This is a genomic window from Alicyclobacillus fastidiosus (genome assembly GCF_026651875.1).
Taxonomy (GTDB): domain Bacteria; phylum Bacillota; class Bacilli; order Alicyclobacillales; family Alicyclobacillaceae; genus Alicyclobacillus; species Alicyclobacillus fastidiosus.
Map to the genome: position 1 here is coordinate 3,641,338 of NZ_CP104067.1, position 26,845 is coordinate 3,668,182.

Annotated in this window: 30 protein-coding genes and 1 pseudogene; 8 read left to right on the top strand and 23 right to left on the bottom strand. The window is 50.5% G+C overall.

The window, feature by feature from the left end; all coding sequences use genetic code 11:
• Positions 1-38 precede the first annotated feature (38 nt).
• A complete protein-coding gene (locus tag NZD89_RS17940) occupies positions 39-974 on the bottom strand; it encodes a substrate-binding domain-containing protein (RefSeq protein WP_268004143.1) in 936 nt (311 codons plus the stop codon).
• A 5-nt stretch (positions 975-979) separates the two neighbouring features.
• A complete protein-coding gene (locus NZD89_RS17945; protein ID WP_268004144.1) occupies positions 980-1,492 on the bottom strand; it encodes a VOC family protein in 513 nt (170 codons plus the stop codon).
• A gap of 208 nt (positions 1,493-1,700) precedes the next feature.
• Here NZD89_RS17945 and NZD89_RS17950 point away from each other — a divergent pair.
• Positions 1,701-2,866, top strand: a protein-coding gene (locus NZD89_RS17950) for an IS3 family transposase (protein ID WP_268004145.1) whose coding sequence is annotated in 2 segments (ribosomal slippage) — positions 1,701-1,962 and positions 1,962-2,866 — 1,167 coding nt in all. Because the reading frame shifts where the segments join, the coding sequence is not laid out codon by codon here.
• A 71-nt stretch (positions 2,867-2,937) separates the two neighbouring features.
• Here the strand turns inward: NZD89_RS17950 and NZD89_RS17955 are convergent.
• The 9 genes from NZD89_RS17955 to NZD89_RS17995 form a co-directional block, all read right to left on the bottom strand.
• Positions 2,938-3,234 carry a VOC family protein gene (locus NZD89_RS17955; RefSeq protein ID WP_268004146.1) on the bottom strand — a complete coding sequence of 99 codons (297 nt, stop codon included), beginning with the start codon at positions 3,232-3,234 and terminating at the stop codon, positions 2,938-2,940.
• Between the two features lie 109 nt (positions 3,235-3,343).
• Positions 3,344-3,670 carry a hypothetical protein gene (locus NZD89_RS17960; protein WP_268004147.1) on the bottom strand — a complete coding sequence of 109 codons (327 nt, stop codon included), beginning with the start codon at positions 3,668-3,670 and terminating at the stop codon, positions 3,344-3,346.
• Entirely contained in the window at positions 3,667-4,806 is a 1,140-nt protein-coding gene (locus NZD89_RS17965; RefSeq protein ID WP_268004148.1) for a zinc-dependent alcohol dehydrogenase, read from the bottom strand. Before NZD89_RS17965 ends, NZD89_RS17960 begins: the two co-directional genes overlap by 4 nt.
• Positions 4,807-4,821: 15 nt before the next feature.
• On the bottom strand, positions 4,822-6,174 hold the full coding sequence (locus NZD89_RS17970; RefSeq protein WP_268004149.1) for a Rieske 2Fe-2S domain-containing protein: 1,353 nt from the start codon (positions 6,172-6,174) through the stop codon (positions 4,822-4,824).
• Between the two features lie 15 nt (positions 6,175-6,189).
• Positions 6,190-7,113, bottom strand: coding sequence for a LysR family transcriptional regulator (locus NZD89_RS17975; RefSeq protein ID WP_268004150.1), 924 nt, complete (start codon positions 7,111-7,113; stop codon positions 6,190-6,192).
• A gap of 304 nt (positions 7,114-7,417) precedes the next feature.
• Positions 7,418-8,551, bottom strand: coding sequence for a DNA-processing protein DprA (dprA, locus tag NZD89_RS17980; RefSeq protein WP_268004151.1), 1,134 nt, complete (start codon positions 8,549-8,551; stop codon positions 7,418-7,420).
• A gap of 201 nt (positions 8,552-8,752) precedes the next feature.
• Positions 8,753-9,667, bottom strand: coding sequence for a succinate--CoA ligase subunit alpha (gene sucD, locus NZD89_RS17985; protein ID WP_268004152.1), 915 nt, complete (start codon positions 9,665-9,667; stop codon positions 8,753-8,755).
• 12 nt (positions 9,668-9,679) lie between these two features.
• Positions 9,680-10,834, bottom strand: a complete 1,155-nt coding sequence (gene sucC / locus NZD89_RS17990) for an ADP-forming succinate--CoA ligase subunit beta (RefSeq protein WP_268004153.1) — start codon at positions 10,832-10,834, stop codon at positions 9,680-9,682.
• A 146-nt stretch (positions 10,835-10,980) separates the two neighbouring features.
• On the bottom strand, positions 10,981-11,379 hold the full coding sequence (locus tag NZD89_RS17995; RefSeq protein ID WP_268004154.1) for a hypothetical protein: 399 nt from the start codon (positions 11,377-11,379) through the stop codon (positions 10,981-10,983).
• Between the two features lie 151 nt (positions 11,380-11,530).
• Here NZD89_RS17995 and NZD89_RS18000 point away from each other — a divergent pair, with 151 nt between their 5' ends.
• Positions 11,531-13,027 (top strand): YifB family Mg chelatase-like AAA ATPase, encoded by a 1,497-nt coding sequence (locus NZD89_RS18000; RefSeq protein WP_268004155.1) that lies wholly within the window; start codon positions 11,531-11,533, stop codon positions 13,025-13,027.
• A 328-nt stretch (positions 13,028-13,355) separates the two neighbouring features.
• Here the strand turns inward: NZD89_RS18000 and NZD89_RS18005 are convergent, their stop codons facing one another.
• From NZD89_RS18005 to NZD89_RS18015, 3 genes are all read right to left on the bottom strand, one after another.
• A complete protein-coding gene (locus NZD89_RS18005) occupies positions 13,356-14,105 on the bottom strand; it encodes a hypothetical protein (RefSeq protein ID WP_268004156.1) in 750 nt (249 codons plus the stop codon).
• A gap of 244 nt (positions 14,106-14,349) precedes the next feature.
• Entirely contained in the window at positions 14,350-15,387 is a 1,038-nt protein-coding gene (locus tag NZD89_RS18010) for a group II intron maturase-specific domain-containing protein (protein WP_268004157.1), read from the bottom strand.
• Entirely contained in the window at positions 15,314-16,048 is a 735-nt protein-coding gene (locus NZD89_RS18015; protein WP_268004158.1) for a reverse transcriptase N-terminal domain-containing protein, read from the bottom strand. Before NZD89_RS18015 ends, NZD89_RS18010 begins: the two co-directional genes overlap by 74 nt.
• Positions 16,049-16,284: 236 nt before the next feature.
• On the opposite strand from NZD89_RS18015, the gene NZD89_RS18020 reads away from it, so the two are divergent.
• Together NZD89_RS18020 and NZD89_RS18025 are read left to right on the top strand one after the other, a co-directional pair.
• Positions 16,285-17,526 (top strand): IS110 family RNA-guided transposase, encoded by a 1,242-nt coding sequence (locus tag NZD89_RS18020; protein ID WP_268004159.1) that lies wholly within the window; start codon positions 16,285-16,287, stop codon positions 17,524-17,526.
• Positions 17,527-18,195: 669 nt separating this feature from the next.
• Positions 18,196-18,531 carry a hypothetical protein gene (locus NZD89_RS18025; RefSeq protein ID WP_268004160.1) on the top strand — a complete coding sequence of 112 codons (336 nt, stop codon included), beginning with the start codon at positions 18,196-18,198 and terminating at the stop codon, positions 18,529-18,531.
• Positions 18,532-18,965: 434 nt separating this feature from the next.
• Here NZD89_RS18025 and NZD89_RS18030 read toward each other — a convergent pair whose 3' ends face one another.
• From NZD89_RS18030 to NZD89_RS18065, 8 genes and pseudogenes are all read right to left on the bottom strand, one after another.
• Positions 18,966-19,493, bottom strand: coding sequence for a transposase (locus NZD89_RS18030; RefSeq protein ID WP_268004161.1), 528 nt, complete (start codon positions 19,491-19,493; stop codon positions 18,966-18,968).
• 216 nt (positions 19,494-19,709) lie between these two features.
• On the bottom strand, positions 19,710-19,997 hold the full coding sequence (locus tag NZD89_RS18035; protein ID WP_268004162.1) for a hypothetical protein: 288 nt from the start codon (positions 19,995-19,997) through the stop codon (positions 19,710-19,712).
• A gap of 176 nt (positions 19,998-20,173) precedes the next feature.
• Positions 20,174-20,714, bottom strand: a pseudogene (locus tag NZD89_RS18040) (aldo/keto reductase); the annotation flags it as partial.
• 75 nt (positions 20,715-20,789) lie between these two features.
• The gene (locus tag NZD89_RS18045) at positions 20,790-20,963 is read right to left on the bottom strand and encodes a hypothetical protein (RefSeq protein ID WP_268004163.1); all 174 of its coding nucleotides are present in this window, start codon (positions 20,961-20,963) and stop codon (positions 20,790-20,792) included.
• Between the two features lie 258 nt (positions 20,964-21,221).
• A complete protein-coding gene (locus tag NZD89_RS18050) occupies positions 21,222-21,581 on the bottom strand; it encodes an IS110 family transposase (RefSeq protein WP_268004164.1) in 360 nt (119 codons plus the stop codon).
• Complete coding sequence (locus tag NZD89_RS18055; RefSeq protein WP_268004165.1) at positions 21,575-21,754, bottom strand: hypothetical protein; 180 nt, start codon at positions 21,752-21,754, stop codon at positions 21,575-21,577. The genes NZD89_RS18050 and NZD89_RS18055 overlap by 7 nt, the downstream gene beginning before the upstream one ends.
• A 212-nt stretch (positions 21,755-21,966) precedes the next feature.
• The gene (locus tag NZD89_RS18060) at positions 21,967-22,095 is read right to left on the bottom strand and encodes a hypothetical protein (RefSeq protein WP_268004166.1); all 129 of its coding nucleotides are present in this window, start codon (positions 22,093-22,095) and stop codon (positions 21,967-21,969) included.
• Between the two features lie 241 nt (positions 22,096-22,336).
• Positions 22,337-22,963 (bottom strand): 50S ribosomal protein L25, encoded by a 627-nt coding sequence (locus tag NZD89_RS18065; RefSeq protein WP_268004167.1) that lies wholly within the window; start codon positions 22,961-22,963, stop codon positions 22,337-22,339.
• 776 nt (positions 22,964-23,739) lie between these two features.
• On the opposite strand from NZD89_RS18065, the gene NZD89_RS29760 reads away from it, so the two are divergent.
• Positions 23,740-23,886, top strand: a complete 147-nt coding sequence (locus tag NZD89_RS29760) for a cupin domain-containing protein (RefSeq protein ID WP_369125275.1) — start codon at positions 23,740-23,742, stop codon at positions 23,884-23,886.
• Between the two features lie 5 nt (positions 23,887-23,891).
• Here NZD89_RS29760 and NZD89_RS18070 read toward each other — a convergent pair whose 3' ends face one another.
• On the bottom strand, positions 23,892-25,376 hold the full coding sequence (locus NZD89_RS18070; protein WP_268004168.1) for an IS5 family transposase: 1,485 nt from the start codon (positions 25,374-25,376) through the stop codon (positions 23,892-23,894).
• 200 nt (positions 25,377-25,576) lie between these two features.
• On the opposite strand from NZD89_RS18070, the gene NZD89_RS18075 reads away from it, so the two are divergent.
• The 3 genes from NZD89_RS18075 to NZD89_RS18080 are packed head-to-tail and all read left to right on the top strand — an operon-like array spanning position 25,577 to position 26,360.
• Positions 25,577-25,930 carry a cupin domain-containing protein gene (locus tag NZD89_RS18075; RefSeq protein ID WP_268004169.1) on the top strand — a complete coding sequence of 118 codons (354 nt, stop codon included), beginning with the start codon at positions 25,577-25,579 and terminating at the stop codon, positions 25,928-25,930.
• Between the two features lie 26 nt (positions 25,931-25,956).
• Positions 25,957-26,244, top strand: coding sequence for a cupin domain-containing protein (locus tag NZD89_RS29765; protein ID WP_369125276.1), 288 nt, complete (start codon positions 25,957-25,959; stop codon positions 26,242-26,244).
• The gene (locus NZD89_RS18080) at positions 26,181-26,360 is read left to right on the top strand and encodes a cupin domain-containing protein (RefSeq protein WP_268004170.1); all 180 of its coding nucleotides are present in this window, start codon (positions 26,181-26,183) and stop codon (positions 26,358-26,360) included. Before NZD89_RS29765 ends, NZD89_RS18080 begins: the two co-directional genes overlap by 64 nt.
• Positions 26,361-26,845: the final 485 nt, after the last annotated feature.

Below are 26,845 nucleotides of genomic sequence, written 5' to 3' on the forward strand. Positions count from 1 at the left end.
CTCGACCCAGAATAGGGACAAGTGAGTCAGTACAATTCTCAGCCCAATGTTACAAAACGGTCTTCCAGGCTGCGTTCACCACTGATGAAGCCCTGATCACATGCTGCGTTGTACAACGTTTCAAGTACATATTCGTTTTTCGACCAACCATAGCTATTCCAATCCACATCGAGCAGCTCTTCTGTCGTCTGCATGTGCAAGTCTGCGAACGGTAGATACATACTCACAGAATTACCTACATCTTTCAGCCCAAGGCACCGAGATGCCTCAAACAATTTAATGAGAGCGCCCGCGAGGGAAGGGTATGTCTTAAGTAACTCCGCCTTTATGACAAACACGTGTGTAATGGGTATCACTTGGAGGTCGTGATAGAAGTTCATTGTTTCCGCCATTGGGTCTGGATGTACAGTTCGAATCCCTCGGCTATCATCCAGTTTCCGTGCGTAGATGAAACAGTCCACTTCCCTGTTGCGCAGGAGCCGAGGCGCGGATTCCCCTACATATCCCCAGTCGATCTGATAACGTTTCGGATAAGGCACACCTTCGATGCGGTCCAGTTGCAACGGACACCACGTGATGAGTCCCGCGTCAATTTTGTAGTAATTCTCCAGTAGCCATCGGTGCCATATGCCCGCCGTGATCCAAAACTGCGGAATGGCTACCTTTTTTCCTGCCAAATCCCCCGGATTTTGAATACTGGAGTCCACGCGACAGAATTGATAGTGATGAAGAAATTTTCTTGAAAATACCGGTAGCGCCTTCAAGTCCGTTCGGGCTTCTGATATCTTTAGGAACGTCGCCAAAGAACATTCACCGACGTCATACTCGCCTCCCAGCGTCTTCAGTGTGCATTCGTCAATGGATTTTGCCCGCTCTGGATGCAAGTCAAACTCATCCAAAGTGAGGGTTCCTAACAACATCGCTTCTGTGTGCAGATACTGCGTGCATCCGATTCGGATCACGGGATTCCCCATCTTCTTCACCTCCGCTCTATACCGACAGAGTTGGTCTGTCCCCAAACCTCCACGCTTCCAACCTTCCCCATACGGGGATCCCGATGGCTTCTCCACATGTCACTCGTTTCCGGTGCACCATCGAGCATCCGCGGCGGCCTCGCACCAGTTTCCGGGAACTCCTCCATGCCAAGGGTGTACTCAATCGTTAGTTCATCCGGATCAAGGAAATAGACAAAGATGCTGCCAGATGCGTAATGGCGACCCGGACCACAAACCACAGGAACCGCTTCACGAAGTAATCGATTGTACCCGATGCCAATGTCATTGATATCAGTCACCATGAACGCTAGGTGCTGTAACCGTAATGACTCGCCTGTTGCAAAGCCAAACGAATGGTGATAAGGACTTGGGAAACAGCGCATCCACGCAAAAGACAGTTCACCCTGTTGGTTGTACCGCTGATCTGAAGCTTTAAAGTTTAGTACGTCAGTATAGAACGAGTAGTGCTGCTCAAGATTGGGCACATTCAGAATCACGTGCCCTAACCTGCTCACGTTGACAGGATGCTTTTGTTTCCGGAATGGGCGATGCTGCATTCCGCAGTAGAACTCAAATACTACGCCGTTCGGGTCCGCAAACCGAAATGCCTTGCCAATTCGTAACTCAGCGCACTCTGGTGCTAGGTTGTAATAGTGGACACAACGAATCGGGAATGTAAGAATAAGGCGATTCGAGGTGAGCCACATGACACAGAAGTACGACAAGGAATTCAAACTTCATGCAGTGCAATTGGCTTTGGAGAGTGGGAAAACGACGAGCCAAGTAGCTCGGGAGCTAGGCGTATCACAAAAGACGTTGTATGGCTGGATGTCGAAATATAAGGAGGATCCGTCCGCCCCGTTTGTTGGGAGTGGGAACCTCAGGTCAGAAGCTCAGACAATTCGTGACTTAGAGCGAGAGCTACGCGATCTTCGAGAGGAGAATGCAATCCTAAAAAAAGCTATGTGCATCTTCACCAACGACCGGAAGTAAGGTATAAATTCATCCACAGACACCGCTCCAAATTTTCGGTTGAGAAGATGTGCAAAGTGTTGGGTGTATCTCGGAGCGGGTATTATGCCTGGCGTGAACGACCTGAGAGTAAGCGAGCCAAACGTCGGAAGCGAATAACGAAGCGGATTCATCAGATATTCGTGAAATCCCGTCGTCTTTATGGCAGTCCTAAAATCACGCAGATCCTGCGCCAGGAAGGCGAGCGTGTGGCGCAGAAGACCGTGGCCAAAATCATGCGAGAGAATCAACTGAGGAGCCGTACCGTTCGCAAGTACAAGGCGACCACGTATTCGAACCACGATTATCCGGTACAGGAGAATGTACTGAATCAAACGTTTGTAGCAGAGCGACCCAACCAGGTGTACATGGCAGACATCACCTACATCCCAACGGACGAAGGATGGGTCTACCTGGCTAGCCTAATGGACCTTTATAGCCGTAAGATTGTAGGCTGGCGTGCGGGAGCACGGATGACGAAAGAGCTGTGCATCAGGGCACTGGAGCAGGCATACGAACGCCAAGACCCAACAGAAACCGTGCTGCATCATTCGGATCGTGGGAGCCAATATGCCTCTCATGACTATCAGGACAAGCTGCGAGAATACAAGATGGTCGGTAGCATGAGTCGCAAAGGTAACTGTTTTGATAATGCGTGCATCGAGTCGTTTCACAGCATTATCAAGCGAGAGCTCGTCTATCTGGAAAAGTTCAAAACGAGGGAACAGGCAATCCGGCGGATCTTCGAATACATCGAGGTCTGGTATAACCGGGAACGAGTTCACTCATCAATCGGTTTTCTAACACCGGTTGAATTCGAAAGAAGATATTTCCACGCTATAAGAGCTGCAGCAAGCTGAACGATAACAGGCATCATATCAGAATATTAAAACTTATAATTTCTCTGTTTTGGGGTGTCCATTCTATTGACTTAATACCACTCCTCCTTGCTGACCTCAACAAGCGAGTAGCCATTTTCGGATAGATGATTCCAGGACACCTCATACTGGACGATGTCTTCCAATTCCATCGCTATCCGCTTAAGGCCGGGCTGATCCGATGAATAAAGCACAATGCAGTGGTGTTCGTCGCTGCAGGTTAAATATGCACGTTCCGGCGTTGCCTCATCGACCAGCGTGAATCCGACCATGTCCCGATAAAAAAATGCAGACCGTTCGACGTCCCGAACATTCAAAGCCACATAACCAAGCTTTTTATAACGAATCATATGGTCCCCTCCACAAATGCTTCCAAGGAAGCAAAGCGTGATTTGTAATATTGAAATTCCTTCTCTGAGCTCTTCATCATCTTTCGAAAACGTTTTCAATTACACCAGCTCATTCGACAGAAGTTGGTAAAACTGCATCCACCTTGTCTAGGAACGGGATAATGTGTTTCAACCCCAGGCGTTCCAGCAACCCTTCCACGTCCATATAAGGCAAGGCTGGACGTGGTACTGGCGGCGTTTTACCTGCACGAAGTGTCGTGAAGATATATTCAGTCCGTTTTATATCTAGTTCGTCAATTAGAAGAACCGTTGCAGCCCCCTCCACCTGGCACCCAGGTAGTTCAGGATAGGATACAATACGTACCCAGTCTCCCTTACGAATTACGGATTCGGCGGACAGGATAAACGGTATGGAAAGGTATTCCCTTAGCGTCATGTCCTGACACTTCCTTGTTCCAAATCGGGAAGTGCTAAGTCTGGCAAAATGGTTACATGTACCGCTTGCTCAGGAAACTCACCGGCTGTAAGCCGGATAGCGTGATCGACCTTCTCAATCGGAAAATGATGTGTCGACATTTTTCCAACTTGGTACTTACGCGACCCGATCAGGTCCAGTGCCAATTCGACTGCCGCGTAGCTGTGTCCACGCACACCCCGCAGTGTCAGACACCGTTTCGCCAAGAGTGACACCGGAAACTGCGTCAATCCCTCTGGCGCTCCAGTTGGCAGTATGAGCTGTCCGTGCTTTTTAAGCAGTTTTACGGCCAGTCCAACCGTCTCATCGCTGCCACGAGCAGTGTCCACCACCATGTCTGCCCCTTCACCGCGTGTCAACTCATAAACCAGTTCAATGAGATCTCTGTCTACTCCGTGAAATACGACATCCGCCCCGAGTTCTTTCGCCACTTCCAAGCGCTTTGCGTCCCGTTCCAACCCGACGACGATGATGGTTTTCGCACCTGCCAGCCTCGCTGCGAGGACACACCCCAAACCTTGCTGACCAGGACCCAGGATCACGATAGTCTGTCCCGGTTGCAATTGGCCCTCACGACAAACCCACTCGATTCCGTTTGAAATCGGTAGCGCAAGAACAGCTTCTATCGCAGGTATCCGTTCATCTACATGATGAAATACAGTCCGGGGATGCAGGTACAAATATTCGGCATACCCGCCCCACAAACCCGGGCCAATTTGAAGAGGGGTCGATCCAAAGCGTATCGCTGTCGGCGAGAGCAACGAATCAGTTGCCCAGCACGAACGAAAGTTTCCAGTTCTGCATGCATAACAGTGGCCGCAGGGCAAATACTCTTCCAGCAACACGCGGTCGCCCTCGGAAACGCCCCACCGATCCCTCGCGATTGACCCCAACGCGACTACACGGCCAAGGTTTTCATGTCCCAAAATTCTGGGTTCCGTAATTTGCGCTCGATAATGTCTGACGTCACTGCCACAAACCCCTGCGGCCTCTATCTTCAACAAGCCATCTTCCAATCCAATATCCGGAAGATGAAGATGCTGAATTTCCGTCTCGCCACTCCCGGTCATCACTGCAGCTCGAACTTCTCGTTCCATGAAACCCTCTCCCCATCAAATAAAATGAACCTCATCCTGATTGGCCGATGTGACTTGCGTTGCTTCGCTTGCCCAATCAATACCGTCAGGTAAACGAATCGATGCTGAACGTATGTGATACGACTGCGGCGCGTAAAGTCCCACCGGAACCACTTGGCGGTCGCGTAAACCTTTTGCGGCTTTCAACCACAACTGACGCATCCGAATGATGGCCATATCGGCGGTTCCAAGATGCTCCTTTCGTCGATCATAGATGGGACCCATGGATTCCTGTACGGCTTGGTCCTGCATTGAAATCGTTGGGATTCCAGAGAATGCTTTGGTCGCTTGGGCTTCCCAGTCAATCAAGTAGTCATTTCCCTTATTGAGTTTCGGTTTCCATCTACTTCCAGGATTTGATGTTTCCTGTATATACATATCAAGTGGTAGGTGGCGTCCGTTTCCCTCACTCGTTCCAACGCGGTCGGGGGACCAATAGCGCATATCATCCAGTTCTTCCTCTGTTAAGTCGCGTGTCGGGTGCCATGTAATGGTCCACACCATCGTTGTGTGGTCGTCAATGGGCACCCATGCGTGGCCACTGACCGGACTGTCTGCGCCATAGGATGGGAGAATCGTATAGAATGGCATTAAGCATTGTGTGATGCGCCAGTAATGGAAGCCAGGCTCAGCACTTCTCCTAGCGCCAACCATCATGCCATATGGGGTTTCTAACGTTTCGTAGTGTGGGAACTTGTCTCCCGCCATATATTTCATACCTTGTTCTCTCGGGCTTCCCGTAAAATCTGTGGAATTTAGACGACTGTGCAAGAACGAAACATGGCTCGAATCAATACCACCCTCATACGCTTGCACCCAATTACATTCCTGATACCGTTTACTGATATAGCAGCGAGACTGGGGAACAAGGTTCCATTCAAGATCCGGCAACGACGGGCGTTGTTCCGCACACTTGCTTCCTAAATACGCCCAGACCGTACCATTGCGCTCCACACACGGATAAGCGATTGCTTTGAGTCTGTCCTTGAACGTACTCTGCGGAGGCTCATTGGGCATATCTGTAATGTTTCCGTTTACATCATACTTCCAACCGTGATAGACACAGCGCAGGCCACATTCCTCGTTCCGTCCAAAGTACAGGGAGGCACCCCTGTGAGGACAGTGCTCTTCCAGTAACCCGATAGTCCCGTTGCTGTCCCGAAAGGCAACCAGATCTTCCCCCAACACTCTGACCCGTAATGGGCGCCCATCCTTTTCTTGTAGTTCGCAAGAGAGTAGGATTGGCAACCAGTATTCCCTCATCACGGCCCCCATTGCGGTTCCTGGACCAACTTGAGTAATGAGCGCGTTATCTTCCTTTGAAAGCACCAAAACCGACCTCCATCATAAGGTTCGTATGCTGTATGGATGCCACTCGTCGAAATATTCAGACACATCTTTGCGCATCACTTCTATCAATAAATAAGAAGCCTTAGACTTTAGATAAATGATCGACATAACCGTCTGAATCTCTGACAGTTGCCGAACCCGCACCGCGACCAATGACCCTTCTTTTAATTCTCGCTGAACACCTATAAACGGTAGCAGACTGACAAAGGATGACTCGATTACCATCACCTTAGCAGCTTCCAGTTGGTTCAATTCCGCAACCACGTTCGGAATAGCGTGGTAGCTTGAGAAAATTCGCTGAATTCCTCGCCAGCCGTCTGTTGACTGTTCGTACGTGACCAACGGTTCTCGCAATATTTCTTGTATCTCAATTTCTTCACACTCGGCCAACCGATGTTGAGGGCTGCAAACCAATACCCAAGGTGTCACGTGGGCACAATCCTGTTGAATCTGTTGGTGTGACACATCTGATGCAATTAGTCCAACGTCTATTTCATTGCCGAGAACCATATCGCGGATGGCTTTGGTGTTGCCGTGAACGACATGGAACTCCACTTCCGGATTCCCACTGCGAACCGTTCCTAAAATCTTTGGGAGTACATTCACAGACCAAGTCGGTGTAGCACCAATCCGGATCTTGCCTTCAGCCTTTTTCTTAATGCTCCGTACCTTATTCTCAGCTTCTTGCATCAGTTGTATCATCTGCCTTGCGTAGGGCAGGAACTCCCTCCCTTCCTGTGTCAAGTGAATTCGATGATTTTTGTTTCGAATAAACAGTGTAACGCCAAGTCGCTCTTCCAACCGCTTAATTCGCGCTGTAACGGACGGTTGCCGCAAGTTCATGGCGTGCGCTGTCTTCACAAAACTGAGCGTAGAAGCGACCGAGAGAAAGGTTGCGGTGTTCTCCAAATCATCCAAGATTTCACCACATTTCTTATTCGATTTCATTTTAACGACGTTTCTTCTATCCGTAAAATAGACGTTTTTTATTAAAAAAATGGCACGAATAGAATAATCGTATCAAGTTTGTATGGGGCCACAAGTCCCACGTGTACCTCTGGTTGTTTCTTGATCTTACAGAACGGCAAAACGGTGGGCTGTGTCACCCTACTTGTCTTAATACCACCCTACCTCCTCTACTCCCAAAAATTGCGAAACCTTGAAATCATGAAACCATCCTAATTGTGTGTCGTCGTAGAATGAAGAAAGACTACCGTTACAGTCAATACTGCATGTGATCCGTCGCAGCGTATTGATATCGCCCGTCCGGAAGCCGATGGACCAGGCGTTCCAATTCCATTTCTAGTAACTTCGCGTGAATATGACCCGGTGGAGCAGCAATCATTAGCGCAATTTCTCCAGGACGAAGGGGCCCCTCTTCCACAAGTAAACTTGCGAGGTCAAGCAGGTGGTCTGGAACCTTGCTCATAACAGCAGCGGCATTGCGATGGCTCTGCACAGGTTGCGGTGGACTGCCGAATTGTTCCGCAAGTACGGCGGGATCGAATAGGGGAGTAGCTCCATCTACAAGAAGTTGATGAGAGCCACGAAATGACTTGGACGTAATTGGGCCTGGCACGACGTACACATCGCGTCCTATGTCCAAGGCAAATTCCGCAGTGCGCAAAGCGCCTGATTTTTCTCCCGCCTGCACTACGACTGTCGCACTAGATAAGGCAGCGATGAGACGGTTACGTTCCGGGAATCGGTGCTTTGCGGCTGGACTTTGCGGGTGGTACTCGCTAAGCACGAGTCCATCTTGTAAGAGATGACGGTATAGCGGCTCATTACTAGGCGGATAACAGACTTCAACTCCACACCCCAATATGGCGATACCTGCGCCATGCTCACTCAAGACCGCTTCGTGCGCACACTGGTCGATACCAAGGGCCATACCAGAGTATACCGGGACGCCCGCTCGTGCAAGACTAGTACATATCCACTTAGTCGCATACAGTCCGTAACTTGAGGAGCGCCTGGTCCCGACCACGGCAACACCATGGTCAACAGCAAGGTAGTCGGCGTTACCTCGTGCGAACAGGACGATTGGTGGATCAAACAAATCTAAGAGTCGAGGTGGATACGCGTCATCTCCTTGGACCACACAGATGGTGCCAGCAGATTCCGCGAGCTGCGACTCACAACGGTTCGCGACGCGGTCGGCACGGCCCCTCCACGCACTCATTCGATGAATTGTTTGCGGACGTATCTTCAATGCCGCTGCCCACGCTTCTTCTGGGGCTTCAGACAGGGCCTGTGCGCTGCCAAAATAGGCAAATAACTTGCGATAGGTCGAGGGTTCAAGCCCAGGGCATAACGCCCAGTATACCCGAAGAGTCCGTTCGCGTTCGTCCATATGTTGTCATCCACCCGCCTAAGATTGATAAACCCATTGTGCGCGAGCCCAATTCACCAATCGATAGCACACAGGATAAACTCACTCCCATCCATGCTATTCACAGTAATTTTTCTCAAAGGAGGCGCCGGCCAAGCACGAAAAAACACCTCTTTGAATCGCTCCCGATTCAAAGAGGTGCCTTCCCCTGCTTCCCGAAACTTAGATGGTCGCTTCGTGCGTCTTGCATTTTTCCAGCAAGCCGCGCTCTTCGATGACAGCGTACAACGTCGATCCCATTTCAGATGGCGTCGGTGCCACTCGAATCCCACACTCTTCCATCTTCTTGATCTTCGACTCAGCCGTGCCCGCGCCACCGGAGACGATAGCACCAGCATGTCCCATCCGACGTCCCGGAGGTGCTGTCGCGCCTGCGATAAAGCCTGCAACCGGCTTCGTCATGTTTGCCTTAACCCACTCAGCCGCTTCTTCTTCAGCCGTGCCGCCAATTTCGCCGATCATGATGACCGCTTCCGTATCCGGATCTTCGTTAAACATCTTCAGCACTTCGATAAACTCGGTGCCCTTAACAGGGTCGCCACCGATACCAACCGCAGTCGACTGACCGATGCCGCGCACTGTCAGCTGGTACACCGCTTCGTACGTCAAAGTACCGCTGCGGGAGACGACGCCCACTTTGCCTGGGCGGTGAATATATCCTGGCATGATGCCGATTTTGCACTCGCCTGGCGTGATCACACCCGGGCAGTTTGGCCCGATGAGACGGGTGTGACGGCCTTCCATGTAACGCTTTACCTTCACCATGTCGAGGACCGGAATGCCTTCGGTGATGCAAATGACGAGATCGAGTTCGGCATCGACTGCTTCCATGATGGAATCTGCAGCGAATGCGGGTGGAACGTAAATCACGGATGCGTTTGCGCCCGTAGCAGCCACTGCTTCAGCAACGGTGTTGAACACTGGCAGGCCTTCAACGGTCGTACCGCCTTTACCAGGTGTGACGCCGCCGACCATTTGGGTACCATATTCCAAGGCTTGCTTGGTATGGAACAGCCCTGTCGATCCAGTGATGCCCTGTGTAATAACCTTCGTGTCCTTATTCACTAAGATACTCACGGTATTCCCTCCTCACACAAGCCCGACGATCTTTTGCGCTGCGTCAGCCAAGGAGTCTGCAGCGACGATGTTGAGGCCAGACTGATTCAAAATGTCCTTGCCCTGTTGCACGTTCGTACCTTCAAGACGCACGACGAGCGGCTTCGTCAGGCCCAATTGACGTGCGGCATTGACGACGCCATTTGCGATCACGTCACACTTCATGATGCCGCCGAAGATGTTGACGAGAATGCCTTTGACGTTTTCGTCAGACAAGATAATTTTAAATGCGGCCGTCACTTTTTCTTCGTTCGCACCGCCGCCGACGTCGAGGAAGTTTGCCGGAGCGCCACCGTAATACTTGATGGTATCCATCGTCGCCATCGCGAGCCCAGCACCGTTCACCATGCAGCCGATGTTTCCGTCGAGCGCGATGTAGCTGAGGTCGTACTGCGACGCTTCAATTTCCTTCGGGTCTTCTTCGTCCTTGTCGCGCAGCTCGACGATATCTTTGTGCCGGAACAGCGCGTTGTCGTCGAAGTTCAACTTCGCATCAAGCGCCAACACGTCGTTGTCAGCCGTCAACACTAGCGGGTTGATTTCCGCAATCGAGCAGTCTTTCGCGACAAATGCCTCGTAGAGGGCCATCATGAACTTAACCGCCTTGTTGACCGCCTCTTTCGGGAGTTCCAACTTGAAGGCGAGGTTGCGTGCCTGGAAGGGATTCAAACCTACTGCGGGGTCAACCGTCTCGCGGAAAATCTTTTCGGGATGCGTTGCAGCCACTTCTTCGATCTCGACGCCACCCTCTTGGGAAGCCATCATCACGATGCGACCTTGCGCACGGTCCAACACAAGACCTATGTAATATTCCTTTTTAATGTCGGTCAATTGCTCAATAAGCAACCGCTTAACAACTTTGCCCTCGGGACCTGTTTGGTGTGTCACGAGCGTCTTGCCAAGCAACTCGCTAGCGTGCTGCTCAACCTCTTCTATCGACCTCGCCAACTTCACACCGCCAGCCTTACCGCGGCCACCTGCATGAATCTGTGCCTTCACGACCGCCTTGCCGCCAAGTTCCTTGCCAGCTGCGACAGCTTCTTCTACGCTGAACGCCACTTTGCCTTGCGGAACTTGCACGCCAAACTGGGCCAGGACGGCTTTCGCCTGATACTCATGGATGTTCACGTGCCATGTCCTCCTTTGCACCCTCAATTACAGCAGACAAAAAAACTGGACGAATCACGAGTCGTCCGCTGTATTGTCCCTCATCAGCATAGAACACCTGATGCGTATTTACAACTTTTCTTAAATGGATAAAGCAGACAAACACTTTAGCTTACAAGCCGAAGCAGCGCACACAGGTACGCGAGCGCGAACGCCGCCGAAAGGAGGCTCAGCAACCGCATCGCCTGCCGATCTCTCAGGGCATTCAACCACAGGCCGCACCCGAGTCCGACCGTGCCGAGAAACATCGCCCAAATCAACGACTGCGTCCGCCAGGAGGTCAGGATGAGACCGAGTAGCGCCAGCACCGCCGTCGCCACCATCATGGCGTAACAAAGCACGCGTATGTACGCATGTCGATTCCACGGTAAAGTCGAACGCTGTTGCCTCACTGGAACTGCTTTGCCGCTCCTGCCGCGGCGGTTCCGATAAGCCCTCAGGTCAACGACCTGTCCACGCCGATGCTGCGCGTCATTGCGGTTTGAACGCTTACGCGGACTCTCCACAAGACTCCCCTCCCGAGTTCATCCATTTGGTGGTGTTCAAAGAAAGCCCTGTGAACGCTTTCGTACGGTATCTCAATCCACAGGAGAAGCGTAATTCTTCTCTACATTATGGCCTAGAGCGGTGATTATTGCTATATCTAGCGGTAAACGGTTGAGAGGAGTAACGCCGATGCTCGGTACGTCCATAGCCGCCATTCACACAGGTCTTCTCCCTGAAATCGTTCGGGTCGAGGCAGACGTCAACAGCGGGTTCCCGCGCTTCTCCATCGTGGGCCTGCCCGATTCGGCCGTCACGGAGTCCCGGTTGCGAATCCGCTCCGCCTTTCGAAACAGCGGATTGCCGTTCCCGCAGGGGCGAATCACCGTCAACCTGACGCCGGCCAGCTTTCGCAAGCGCGGCTCGACGTTAGATCTCGCTATCGCCGTCGCCATCCTTCGCGCTGCGTGCATCCTCCCGGCCGACGACGGGTCACTTGCATTCCTCGCGGAACTTCGACTGTCCGGTGACCTCGCCCCAGTGGAGAATGCCGTCGGACTCGCACTTCGCCTCGCGGGCGACCACTTGGGGGCGCTGTTCCTCGCGAAAAGCCAAAAGACGCCACTCGAACTGGCACAGTTTTTACCGACCGTCCACTGCTCGCGACTCAGCGACGTCATTGCTGCGGTGCGAGATGGTCACCACACCATCACATGCGCCGCACAGGCCCATGCGACCACCTCCACTTCCCTGGAAGACGACTCGATGCTTGGGGCGTTCGACAGGATAATCGGCAGGGGCGAGGAAAAGCGCCTGTTATCCATTGCCGCCGCCGGGCGCCATCCGCTGTTGATGATCGGCCCTCCGGGCATTGGCAAGACCATGCTGGCAACGCATCTGGTCCACCTGCTCCCAGATCTGGACCATCACGCCGCCTTGGCCGCTTACGCTGCAGCCGAGGCGGCCGATGGACCGCCTCTGTTGACGCGCCGTCCCCCACTTCGTGCCCCCCATCACAGCCTGACAGTCGCCGGTATGATTGGCGGCGGCAATCCACCGCATCCAGGCGAAGTCACCCTCGCCCACGAAGGCGTCCTGTTACTCGATGAACTGTTCGAGTTTCAGCGCGCGACGCTGGACGCGCTCCGAGAACCTTTGGTGAACCGCGCCGTCCACCTCTCCCGGGCGGGCCGCACCGCGACCTTGCCCGCCAATTTCCTGCTGGTGGCCACGGCCAACCCGTGCCCGTGTGTACAGCGCGGATACGGCGATTGCCGATGCTTGGAAAGCGATGTAAGGCGTTACTGGGCGAGGTGTTCCGGGCCACTGTTGGATCGTATTCCGCTCGTCGCCTATTTAAACCGCGAGGACTACAAAGCCACATCGCAAAGCAGAACTCCGTCTGCCAAAGAACTGCGCAGGCGCATCGAAACCGCGCGCGGAATTCTCGGGGTGCACACGCAACCTCCCAGCTCGCCTGCGGCATCGTGGTTGGAGGCACCCGCCGAGGCTCTCATCACGCGACTCAAAGAGCGTCTGCTCCTCTCCGAGCGCGTGAGCCAACAGACGCTTGGCATCGCGCGCACCATCGCGGCGCTCGACGGCCGGCATACCGCCCGCAAGGCGGATGTGGAAGAAGCCGTTCTCTTGCGCAACCGGGGAAATCCTTAGCTGGTTCGAACGAGGAGAAAATCCGCGCCGGGGCATTCGAATCGGTCCCACCTGTGGAGATACTAGACGAAGATATCACTGGCGAATCCCTTTACACTGTGGAGAATGAGACACCTTGGAGGACAGCAAATCAAGTGTGTTTTGCGGCATGAGTGTTGGCATCAACAAGCCAAAACTCTGTCTCGTAACCGAAGTATCATGGCATGTATAGCCCCGTGCTGTATATCGCCATGATGCTTGAAGTGGAACACTTCTCCGAGATGTCTCCCCCCACCCCTAACCATGCCTATTGCTCACGGGCCCTTCCTATTGAAGACACATCTGGGGTCTACTTATTGTACCAACGCTGTTTTGGTTGCAGATGAACAGTGGGTAAAACTGCATTCGCAATGTTCTGTGGTCCCCAAATCTCCACTGCGACAGTCTGTGGCGTGGGCTTCATAGCTATGATTGCTTTTCCATAGCCCGTATAATTTGTTGTGTGATCGGTGACTAACGGAATGAAGTTTGTGCTATCTATGAACTGTCCATCTTGCTTATTCGATGAAACACTGCTCCATGTTATGCCAGATTTCCCCGCTCCAAAAATACCCGTTACGTCCCACTGACCTTTTGAGTTTTTCACTGCGCCCAAGTTACCGGAGATCATTACGAGAATTTGTTCTTGTGCGTTTTCAGGGTTTGCCCATGCATATCCAGTGGTATCGCCTGCCCCAACTCTACTTTTCGTCCAGTTTGCTGGAATCTTCATGTTGATAGTTGGCTGAGCTGTTGTTGCAGCCAATGGAATTGATACGGAGGCCAATGCGGGAGACTGAGTATTCGTCGCCTTGGTTCCGGTTGTGTTGGTTACAGGGGTCGATGCATTCGTTGTAATCATAGCTGTGTTGTTTGTAACCGCTGTATTTGAAGGTGATGCAATTGTATTATTAGCATCTGTTGTACTAATTGTATTGGTCGTATTTGTCCCATTCATTCCAAACGATGCTCCATTGTCATTGTTTGTGCCACATCCAGCAAGAACGCCCACCAGAGTGAATACCATGAATGGCGTTATCCATTTACTGTATGATTTCACATTGCTGACCTCCTCGTGTTGTTTACAAAAGATAGACGAACTTTTTTAGCGCAAGGATTCTAAGATCCACCTGCCCCGACGTTCGACCCGGTAACTGCAAATACCCCTCTTACAACCAAAGAGGTCAACTGATCCGACAAGCGAATTGGTTGACCTCATCATACGCAACTGGTCGGGTAGCTCAGGTACCTTGCGGTGCCCTCGCCCTCTCAGAACCGTGCGTGACCCTTTCGGGTCACACGGCTCAAGCCATCCTACAGTTGTCTGAACGGTAATCATTCGAGGCGCTATGCTTGTCGTAGCACCATCGATGAGTTACAAACACGTTTTCAGCCGTGTCGATTGTTTCTTCGTGCTCAGGTATAATTTGGTTGAAAGAGATGTTGTTTTCTCCGTTTATACGCCATCGACGGAAGTGTTCTGCGGATATGGCGCATCCGCACAGAATACATTTGCCGTTGGTCTTTAGTACCACTTTCTTCTGAAAGTCATTCAGCCGTTTGAGAGTGAGTTGCATCCGTCTGGTTTCAAAGTATTCAGCGTCACTCGGGCGATATGGTGAGCGTTTTCCCTGTATCTTCGTATGCCGGATGATACGTAATTCCGACATCAGGGCGAGAGTTTGCTTGTCGTTTCCGAAGAGCCAGCTTTTGTGACGTCTGACAAAGTATTTCTGATACCCCCACTGAGATGCCTTCTTCGGATGTCTTCTTTTTGCCCAATGCCAGAGCATTTCACAGATTTTATGATCGCAGTAGGAGAAGACCTTCTTGCTCACCTGTGTGCTGTAATAGTTGCTCCACCCTTTAATGACTGGGTTGAGTAGCCGGATGATCGTTGAGACAGTGGTCGATTTGTTAGAGTTGAGGATCTCCTTTACTTTCCGCAGCACTGACAGTTTGCTGTCTTTGGAAGGCTTAATTAAGAGCGTCCCTCTGTATTTACGAACATTAAACCCCAAAAAGTCGAACCCGTCGTCGATAGGTGTTACGTGCGTCTTTTCGAGACTGAGTTCCACTCCGACGTGTTCAGCGAGCCACTCGGCGATAACCGGAATGAACTGTTCCGCTTGTTCCTTTGTCTTACACGTGACAATGAAGTCATCCGCATAAGTGATGATGTTAAAGCCGGAGTGTTTTCGGCGAATCCAAACTTCTTCCGGAACGCTTCCCGCAGCCCTGTTTCTATTCCATGCAGAGCAATATTCGCTAGAAGCGGAGATTAAATACCGCCTTGCGGTGCTCCCTTTGTACTGGGCGCATATGTCCGTTCTCGGGGTCAATGATGGGAGCCTTTAGGATTCTCCTCACGAACACGCGGTCTTCGGATGCGAGTTTGTTAAGGAGTTTTTCATGGTCTACGTTATCGAAATATCCCTTGATGTCCCCTTCGATAATCCATTGACTAGAACTAGATTGACATAGCGCCAGAAACACCTGACTAATGGCGTCCCAAGTTGAACGATTCGGGCGAAACCCGTGCATGTTCGGCTCGAATTGTATGTCCCATTCGGGTTCCATAGCCATTTTGTGAATGGCTTGGCACACCCTGTCGTGAATAGAAGGGATACCTAAAGGTCGCATCTTTCCGTTTTTCTTTTGGATGTACACGCGTCGCACCGGAAGCGGTTTTCTTCTGATATTGATTAGCCCGTTTAGTTCCTGTCTTTGTTTTGCAGTTGTATAGGTTTTTCCGTCAACACCGGCTGTACGTCTTCCACGGTTCTCTTGTGTTAGGTGCCGAATGGCTAGAAGCTTTGTGTGGTAGCTCGTGCGGATAAGCCACTTCAAGTGGCGAACAACTTTTCGATTCCCATGTTCGACTGCGTTAACCAGTTGTCTCTGTAACCTGAGTACGTGGCGTTCGATTTCCTGCCAGTTCGTCTGTTCAGACAATGTTTGCTCAGTGGAGTCAGCCTTTTGAGCGTCCATCCATGCACGCATAACTTTGCCACCTCCCGGTGGACTTCTTCCCCAGACTGTTTCCCCGACGCCAATCTATGATCTTTGACTCGCAGGCTGTACCCCAGTTGTTCCTCCTTGATGTCAGCAGCTCAAGGGTGTACCCAGGAGTAACTGGTGAGTTCTAATAAAGCGAGGGTGAGAGATGGGTTCGCGACTCAGGGATACCCCAAGGGCTTAACTCCCCACCCTACCAATCAAGGAGGTGAAACCTCATCATGAGCATTTGCTTGTATGTCGGTGTTGATCTTGGTCTAAACAATTTCGTCGTCTGTACAGTAAACGATCAGGGAAAGCAAATCTCTGGATCCTCCAAGTTCAGCAATGACCTTGTTGGGGCTGAGCGCTTCGTGGACAATCTTCTGGACGTCGCTCGGTCCGCAGGTGCCAAGCAACTGAAAATCGGTATGGAAGCGACCAATCTGTACTGGTGGCATCTACATGAGTACCTGGTACAAAACGATGAATTGCAGTCGTTGGAGATGGAGGTCTACGTGCTGAATCCGTCCTTGGTCGACGGGTTCAAGAGGGCATACACCAAGCTACCTAAGACGGACGCTGTTGACGCCTGGGTAATTGCTGATCGGCTGCGTTTCGGTGGGTTGAGACCCACGCCACCACAGGATCCGCGCTATGCTGCTCTGCAACGGCTCACGCGCTTCCGTTATCACTTGGTCCAAGACATCACGCGGGAAAAGAATCGTGCACTCGGAATCATCTTCATGAAGTTCGCATCGATGGCAGACGGAAAACAAAACCCGTTCAGCGACACATTTGGAAAGGCAGCTACCTCCGTGCTCTCTGAGCTTGCGCCGGACGAGATTGCTGAACAGCCAATTGAAGATCTCGCCCAGTTTATTGCGGAACGCAGCAATAACCGTTTGCGGAATCCGAATGAACTTGCTCAGGAGCTCCGAAAGTTGGCCAGGCGCTCATATCGGCTGAATCCGCACATGGAAGATGCCATTGACGTCACCCTGTCCATGATGCTCGGCAACATTCAGTTCCTTGAGAAGCAACTTAAGGAACTCGACAAGGTCATTGCTCGTCACCTAGCCGCTATACCACAGACATTGGATACCATACCTGGAATCGGTCCTGTCATCACGGCTGGCATTGTGGCTGAAATTGGTGACATATCGCGCTTTAACAATCAAGCTGCTCTCGCAAAATTCGCAGGCCTCACCTGGTCTGTGCACCAATCTAGCAGTTTTCGGGCCGACGAGACCAAATTGACGAAGGCTGGCAATTATTATTTGCGATATTATCTCATCGAAGCAGCGAACTCGTTGCGGGTACACAACAAGGAGTACGCTGAATTTTGCCGTAGGAAGTATCGTGAAGCCACGAAGCACCATCACAAGCGAGGACTTGTGCTCTCAGCCCGTAAATTTGTGCGTCTGGTCTTTGTACTGCTGAGCAAAGGCCAAATCTATAACGCAAGGAAGGTGGTATCTTAGTCGGCGTCCGCAAACGCCAAACTTTAACTGATATTCTATAATCCAGGTGGTTGAAAATGGAATTCAACCGTCAAGGGATCGTATGCTCTCTTTCAGGAATAAGTTTACATAAATCAATTACTTTCACCCTTGACATTTCACCGCAGGTCTGGGGAGTTCGGCTTCGCTCACGTTCCGCTTACTGTCAGAGATTTGACAGACCCCGTGGGGCTTACCTTGTTTCTACGGTAACCCTCTTTTGAAATGTTTAGGTGCCCCGACTCCCGCGATAGCCTTTGGAACTGCAAATTAGTGAATCGGGAGCACTAATTCCGGCTATGTGCCTTTTGGCTCAAGCGTGTCAGAGTGTTTCGCTTGTTTGTCGTGACGCGGTTTATATGGGGGTCACTGGTGTTCACCATGCACTTCTAACCTAGCTCCGGACCGAGTTCACTCTCTCAGTTCGCGGCTACATTGTCCCGTGAGCTTCACAGAATGGCGTTGCCACCATCCCCTGTCACGGTAGGTTCGCGCTTGCAGTTCTGAGCGGGTGGGTTTTCACCACATGATTACCGTCTTCTTTCAAGTCACACCCCGTTAACGACACAAGACATCACCAAAAGGTATGCCACGGTGCTGAACTACAAATACTTACAGAGATTTGGAGTTGGTGAAGCGGAGGTCAAATAAATGTGGATTGTTCAACGAAGGCACACACGAGATAAAGATGGAAACACCGTCGCGGCTGAATTAAGAGATTCGGATGGGTTTATTCGAGCGAATGTTCGTTGGTACGGTGGTATACAAATCTGGATTGATACTGTCACCGAAGAACAAAATGCGATCAATGATACATTCCGTACATATGATATTCGTGGACTCATCGACAAACTCCAGAATCTTCTCAGTGCTAGTGAAGAACTGTTTGAACACAAGGGTTACTGGTCTAACGACCTCGATGCGGAACAGACTCTGGCGTATATTCCTGACCCCACCAGTCGTGGAGGTGCAACTCCCCCTCCTTAAGCCTCAGATATGTCTGCCCTTCAATACCAATAAAGGAACTAATCCCTTCTGTCGCATAAGCCCCCTTTGATATGAACGACACCGTCAAGCCCCGTGTCGTGATGGGGTTGAAAACCCGGACCGAAGGCAAGGTTCGTCGACGGTTGGCACACTGATATCCGTGGGTTGGTTACCACATTCGTACCTCCGTCATGGGACTGCCTCGGACTAGCTTCGTGCGTCAGGTTCTGGACCTTGCACAATCGGGGAACGAGGTTTCCCCGTACCGGATTCCTGTGCCTTCAGTCGCGACCTTCAACCCTAACTACAATCGTTCTTTATTACAGTTCTATCCCACAAAAGTTACACTGCAGTCGATGTTTCCATCTGACGCTCTGCCTCGCATGCGATGGCCCATATAAATCCCAGCAATTCTCTAGCTACTGAAGTGACGGCTACATTGTGATGCTTCCTCGTGATACCATCTTCATATACTTTCGATGAAGTCTGTCTTGTGCTCGCCAAGCAATGTCCTGTACCTTGGGACTCTGTCCCTCTTGCCGTTTTCGAATCTTTCCTTTAATGGCCGGTTTGTATCGGTAACACCATGCAGCTTCACCGAGAACTCGTCTGAGATGGGCGTTCCCAGACTTCGTGATTCTACCCTGATTTCGAGATACCCCGCTCGAATACTCGGATGGTACCAGTCCGGCATATGCCATTAACTGCTTTGGATTCCGGAAACGACGAAACTCCCCAACCTCAGCGACCAAAGAGGTTGCGATGACCTCTGCAACACCCTTCAGTGTTTGCAAAGCCTGAATCACTGGAGCTCTCTCGCTTTCCGTTGCTTCCAAATGTATAGCTGCCTCAAGACGTTTGAGACGTCCCTCAATTTCGTCTAAATGATGCAAATACTCCTGGTACACCACTTCTTCTCGACGATCCGTCCATTTTAGACCGTCCAACCACCGACGATACATAGCCCCCAAGCACTAAGCTTAGTTTCAGGACGCCGATTGTGTCTGAGTAGGAACTTGGATAGCCGATGCCTTGCCCGTGTACGGTCTTCCACCGCATCTTCCCGTGCCCGCACTAAATCCCGTAATGACTCGTTTTCCCATTCGGGACAAAGACTGCAACCAATTCACCAGCACGGAACAACTGTGCCAATCTCAACGCATCTCGCTTGTCTGTCTTTACTCGGTCTCCTTGGCGAACCGGAATGAGGGATGGTGCGACAACGGTACACGGCATGTCCATTGCGCCAGTAGTCGATACAGTCCATAGCCTGTCGGCCCAGCTTCGTAGCAAAACTCCAGTTTTACACCATCTGCAGACAGTCTATGTACTAGACTCCTTACAGCTTCCACCGTATGAGGGAACATTCCGATATATCTCGGTTCTCCACGGCCTTCGTCTGCTACCGCAACTGCGATATTTTCCTTAGATACATCCAAACCTACAAACTTTGTGATAGTTTTCATAGTATCGGCTCCCTTCGTATGTGGCTCTGCACTGTGCCCTCAAGTCTCAGTGTAAACCACGATGTGCGAAACGGAGCCGGTGTCGTTCATTATGACTAGTTTAAGAAGCACAACGTAATTCAAGAATGGAAAAGCGGTCACCGTTGGGGTGTCCGCTCGTTTTATGTCGAACAACATTAGATATCCAATTTACGAGTTCCGATCCATTTGACGATTTCCGGATCTCTGTGCGAAAAGAACAGGCTCTGATTCGTATCTAGCGTGGCGATTTTCTCCATATCCTCATGGTTTAAATAAAAATCGAAGATATTGAAATTCTCGATGATTCTCTCTTTATGAACAGACTTTGGAAATTGCAACGACACCTCGCTGTGCCAACCAACGTAAAATTACCTGAGCCACGGATTTGTCGTACTGCGCAGCGATGGATACCAATACGTCATTCTCAAAAATGTTATTTCTACCTTCAGCAAAAGGACCCCAGGATTCGATCTGAATGTTGTGTTCTTTCATGAGTTTCACACTTTCGTTTTGCTGGCAAAACGGATAAGTTTCAACCTGGTTGACGGCGGGAACGACTTCGTTGTGGATGTTCAAATCAATCAGGCGATCCGGGTAAAAGTTGCTGACGCCAATGGCTCTGATCTTCCCATCGCGATACAATTCCTCCATCGCACGCCAAGCTCCATACACATCACCAAACGGCTGATGAATGAGTTAACGCAAATGGTGCCACAGCACATAATTAAAGACCGCCTATGGGCGGTCTTTGGGCGGTCTTTTCCGTTAATCTCATGGTTCATCCTGGTCAACCGGAGTCGAGTACCAACCAACACTCATATCCGGAACCTCTCTCTTCGACTTCACTTCATCTTCTTCCACGTCGTATATAGCTTCAACCTTCTGCATTCTCGCAACATCGTGTTGAGACAAAGTCGTTTTTTTCTTCTCTTTTTCGGGTTCCATGTCAATCCTCCCTGTAATGTACTTGCTTCACTGGGAGTATGCTCATTACGGTAATGTCCCAATCCTGATGACGAAGTTCCAGTCTCTAAGCGTTACACCTATCGGGTTCCATGTTGAGTTTCAAAGTGGCAATATGGACGCCACTTATGCCGCATTATACGATGCAACGCAGCGTTCGACGTTTGAGACGTCCCTCAATTTCGTCTAAATGATGCAAATACTCCTGGTACACCACTTCTTCTCGACGATCCGTCCATTTTAGACCGTCCAACCACCGACGATACATAGCCCCCAAGCACTAAGCTTAGTTTCAGGACGCCGATTATGTCTGAGTAGGAACTTGGATAGCCGATGCCTTGCCCGTGTACGGTCTTCCACCGCATCTTCCCGTGCCCGCACTAAATCCCGTAATGACTCGTTTTCCTCATTCGGGACAAAGACTGCAACCAATTCACCAGCACGGAACAACTGTGCCAATCTCAACGCATCTCGCTTGTCTGTCTTCACTCGGTCTCCTTGGCGAACTGGAATGAGGGATGGTGCGACAACGGTACACGGCATGTCCATTGCGCGCAGTAGTCGAACAGTCCATAGCCTGTCGGCCCAGCTTCTTAGCAAAACTCCAGTTCTACACCATCTGCAGACAGTCTATGTACTAGACTCCTTACAGCTTCCACCGTATGAGGGAACATTCCGATATATCTCGGTTCTCCACGGCCTTCGTCTGCTACCGCAACTGCGATATTTTCCTTTGATACATCCAAACCTACAAACTTTGTGATAGTCTTCATAGTAAGGCTCTTTCGTATGTGGCTCTGCACTGTTCTCTCAAGTCTCAGTGTAACCACGATGTGCGAAACGGAGCCGGTGTCGTTCATTATGACTAGTTAAACAAAAAACGCCTCCTAGGAGGCGTGCACTCAATTCAACTCAGTTATCGTGTTTGAAATTCGTATACATTATTAATCCTTAGTCGAATTCCAGTTTTCGAAGTTTAATTATGTTACCGGTTCTTGCGAGCAAGGACATCTTTTAGTCGCTCACTTGTTTTCGGCCGTTCTTTCTTCATCGCTTGACTCATGAAGAACTCCGCTACCTTTGGAGCACCGTCGATCTCAATGATGAACTTCACGCGACAAGTTCCTTCGGTGAGTGGTTCAATCTGATAGGTTTCTCGGAATGATGGACGTATTTCAGTTTCGGTAGCCCTGGTAAACAGACGATCTTGCCCATACTCTGTCACGTACGTTGTTTTTTCACTCTTGAAACCAGAGTATTTTCCTGACTCGAAATAACTCGTTCCTAAACGAGCGGGTCCTCCCGTCCGGGTCTCCAGAGCTTTAGCGGAAAAGTCGCGCCTCAGCGCGACTCAGTCAGTCCTTTGTACCCGCTTCCGTACCAGCACCATCCTCAGCATCGGCATCGACCTCTGCCTCAGTTTCGGCAGAAGTTGCAGCACGCCTCCCAGCAATAACGCTGGCGACTACCTCGTTTGGGTCGGAGCGAAACTCGACGCCGGATGGGATTTTGATTGTGCCCACCGATACGGACTCGCCAACTTCCAAATCGCTGACGTCTACCGTCAGGACCTCCGGCATGGACTGCGGAAGCGCGTGAAGTTCTACCTCGTGCGTTTGCTGTTGAACTACCCCGCCACGGCGTTCCACCTCTTCAATACCGACCACATGAAGTGGCACCTTTGTATCAGTAGGTTGGTTGAGATCGACTTGCAGAAAGTCGATATGTAGGATCTTCTTTGTCACCGGATGACGCTGTACATCTTGAACGATCGTATTGACCTTTTTACCCGCGACCGTTAGCTCAACCAATGACTTCCGAAGCGCTGAAAATTCCTGAAAAGCCTTTTCAGACACTGAAATTGGTGTAGGATCTAACCCTTTACCGTAGACAATGGCTGGGATTTTCCCAGTTGCGCGTAGCTTTGTCAACGTACTTCCGTTCGTGTCTCGCGGAATTGCTTCTATTACTTGCGCCTTCATCTGCATACTCCCTTCGAGCTTCCTATCATCAGCCTGTCCAAAACACCAGACCTTAGTCACATAACGAACTTTACTGTTCAAGTTGGCGGGAGGTCTTATTTACCGTCAAGGAGTTGCTACTGCAGGATGAATCTGAGATGAAGAATCTTTCGGTAGCAGGAATACTTTTATAGTTTTGTAATACCTTGATAATCAAATGCTACTTGCTGAACTCTTGCCCCCATGTGCGCAATAGCAATCAGGCAGATTCAACTTAAATTCCTGAGAGTCTTCGTGGTAATGGATTCGCCCATTACGTACATATAGCACGCAGTTTTAAAATCTCTATTGTCTTGATTTTAAGGGATTTGTCAGGTATGTGGGCGTGGAAATGCATGACATCTGGAAAACGTTAGTCACTCCTCCCCCCGCCATCCCCAAATTTTTTGGGACTGTCTTGTCTGGATTTCGATGACGTTTCTGTCGTTAACGCCCCCTTTCGTGCAATAAGACGTGCTATTTAAACACATTAAAACACTCAAATGAGCGTCCAAATAGTCGAGTACTACATTATGTTGATGTAACACCCGTACGTAATCCAACCGTGTGCCCAATTCACCACGGAGTGAATGCATATGTAAGATGCAAAGCCTTTGAGGCAAGAAGGGTGGAACATGATCCGTGGTCACTTCTAGACGCAAGCTGGGTAGCAAAAGAAATAAAAGCCCGCCTCGCCGAGGCTCTTTTACGAGTACAGTTTGTTCTTCCGAAAGGATTCGGATAATGTTATTTTCCAAGTGACTTCAGATCAATTGCCGATACTGAATCGTATTGGGCTGGACGACCTTTTCATGAGCAAGGGACACATACGAGAGCCTCACTGGCATCCAAATGCAGCGGAGTTAGACTATGTTGTTTCCGGACAGGTAAGTAGGGCCTGCTGAATGATTTACCCATCGACCCCGATCAGTCCAAAATCCGCTCCTAGCAACTCACTGAACAGAAGCCAAAAGAGAAGCCGCAACTTCTTCTCCAGGTTCATCACCAGCAGTTGCAGGGCGATCACGGTCTCACTCGTCTGGCGAAGCCGTGCCCGAATTAAGCCAAGCCCATAGTTTCTCTTGGCTTCGCCGAATTTTCCTTCCACCGCATTGCGCTCGCCCATGTCCAGGTGTTCCTGTTTCTTTTGCGCTAGATCCGTCTGTTTGGGTGGTCTCCCGAGTTTCGGACCACTTAACCGGATTCCGTGCTCCTTGCAGTACCTGAGATTCTCCCGCGTTCGATAGATTTTGTCGGCCAGTATCGCTTCCGGATAGCATCCGAAGCGCTCCACATATCGTTCCACCGACTCGACCAGTGTCGTGCCTTCGTTAAAGCTGTCCCAACTTGTCTTCTCTATCATGGCGTATCCATCCACGACGCTGATCGCGACTTTTGCACCAAATTCCACATTCGCTTTTGCCTTCCCACGTACAATGGGTCGAACGTCTGGCTGCGCGATGCTGACGATTCTGTCGTCCACCCGATGACTACGAGACCGATACATCTCTCGTTGTTGGTGATGCAGTTCGCCAATCACCAAGAGATCACGGTACTGTTTCCGAGAGAGTGCTGTGAGTGGTGTGCGTTGTACAAGTTGTTCAATAAATCTCAGGTCCCGTGCCACATAGCGCAACTGTCGCCCGATAGCCTTACGAATCTCAGAGCGACTTGGTTTTCGATTCTTCGTCGTTCTCAGGTAATCCCGACGCGCTTGACGTCGCCGGTCTCTTGGCTTCTTCATGTCGCCGATATGTGGTGCATGGAGCGTATCGATGATATTCTCCAGCTTCTCACGCGCTGTGTTGAGCAACGACAAGTCTGTCGGATACGCAATATCTGCAGGTGCGCAAGTTGCATCCAGAATGAGCTTCCCCTGATGGGCGCGTGGTTCTTGAGGTTCGTCCTGTGGACGAGCGTTTGCATCTTCCCCGGAGGAGGTCGGAGGATTGTCTTTGGGACCGTCGTCGTCTCTATTCTCTTCTTCCTGGCGTGCTGCCTGCACAATCCACTCATTCACTTGGTTAATGGCATCAGGGCCAAGCCGCTTGCGAAAGTAGGTCAGAAGAGAAGGATCAAAAGGCGGTTCTTCTTGGTATGCCTCAAGACCGAGGAAGTACTGCAGGTACGGATTTTCCGTGATGTGTTGAACCAAATGGCGATCTGAAAAACCTTCACGTTCCTGAATGATGAGCGCGCCAAGCGCCATCCGAACGGACATTGCGCGCCCGCCGCGAAGATCCTTGCTGAAGTGTTTGCTGTATTCCTGTTCCACGCGTCGCCACGGGATGAGGTAGGAGAGCTGAACCCACCGATTATCTTCGCTCAGTCGGCCACCAAACGGCAGAAAAAAGTCGCTAGGGAGTATCTGTTGATCTTGATGATTCGCGTACATTGTTCTTCCTCCAAGTGCACGGTTTTTTGCCTGTTCCGCTCAAAATCCATACACTTGTATTCGACAAAAAACACCATAAACCCTTGCTGCTACTGGGATTTCGGTTCATTCAGCATGCCCTAAGTATCTCTGTGCTCGACCCGATTCGGCACCGCCTGCTTACATACCACGTGACGCAAGGCGAGGTTGTATTCATCCCGATGAATTGGTGGCACTGCATTACTGCTGTATCTTATGAAGTTCACGTTGTCCAAGTCTTTAGTAGTGCAAAACGTCAAATCATCGAAGGTTCCGACATGTTGCGGAAAACTCCACCGAAGGTCTTCCAACAAGCATACGACATCAACGCTAAACAGTTCGCCAGTGTGTTGTCACCGATCAAGGAAACGGTCGTAATCGGACCGCCGGACTGTGTTGATCTTACGAGTGCTTCCGACACTGCAAACGTGAACATACCGAGAGCAGCCAATGTAACGTATCCGGGATGTCCCAATCTTTTCTTCGATTTAAGAATCTGGCTGTACGAAGGGATCACAGTGCTCTTTACGAAGTGACTTGTTCGCAGATACCCCTGATGCAGATGTTGTCACTCGGAGATTTGTATCTGACGAAAGGGCACATGCGAGAGCCCCATTGGCATCCGAATGCAGATGAGTTGGATTACGTGATCTCGGGTGAAGTAACGGTTTCCATTCTTGACCCGAATACATTACAGGTATGCAACTATCGCCTAAAACCAGGTCAGGTTACTTTAATACCTAAGCGGTGGTTTCACTGGATTATCCAAATACGGAGGAAGCACATATGCTCGTGCTCTTTAACGACGGTAAAATCGAGTCGGTGGAAGGTTCAGACGTATTACGGCTGACTCCACCAGAGGTTTTCCAACAGGCTTACGACATCCACGCTCGGCAATTCGCCAAAGATGTGGCGTCAATCACGGAGACTTTGACCATCGGTCCACCGAGCCGACATCAGAGATAGTTCGGTGTGAACATAATGATTCAAGTCACTAAATTCGCATTAGAAAAACGATGGTTGCCATACTGGTAGACATGAATTCCCTATTAGGTAGTTGCGTCACCATTACGACGATGATGAGATTGGTACTTTTCTGTCGCACAATTGCCCAATAGTTCAATAAAAACCGTCCACAAAAAGAAACACAATGCAGTTGTGTTTCTTTCGGGTCATACCAATATATTTTCTTTTATATGCTCCCCGTTTTACGCCGGAAAACAGGAATCAACAGGGAAAGTAGAACAAAGATGATTAAAAAGACAATCATCAAGATTTTCATTCGACACCCCCTACTTAGATCAATAAATCGTTACCACCACATCGCACTTAAACCGATTGCGGTAAGTCCAATTACAGACCCAAGAGCCACAGCTGTTCTCCCGTACCCGCCACCATAGTAGGAAACGTTGGTGATATCGTCTGAATCATGTCCGGCACTGTAAACGGCT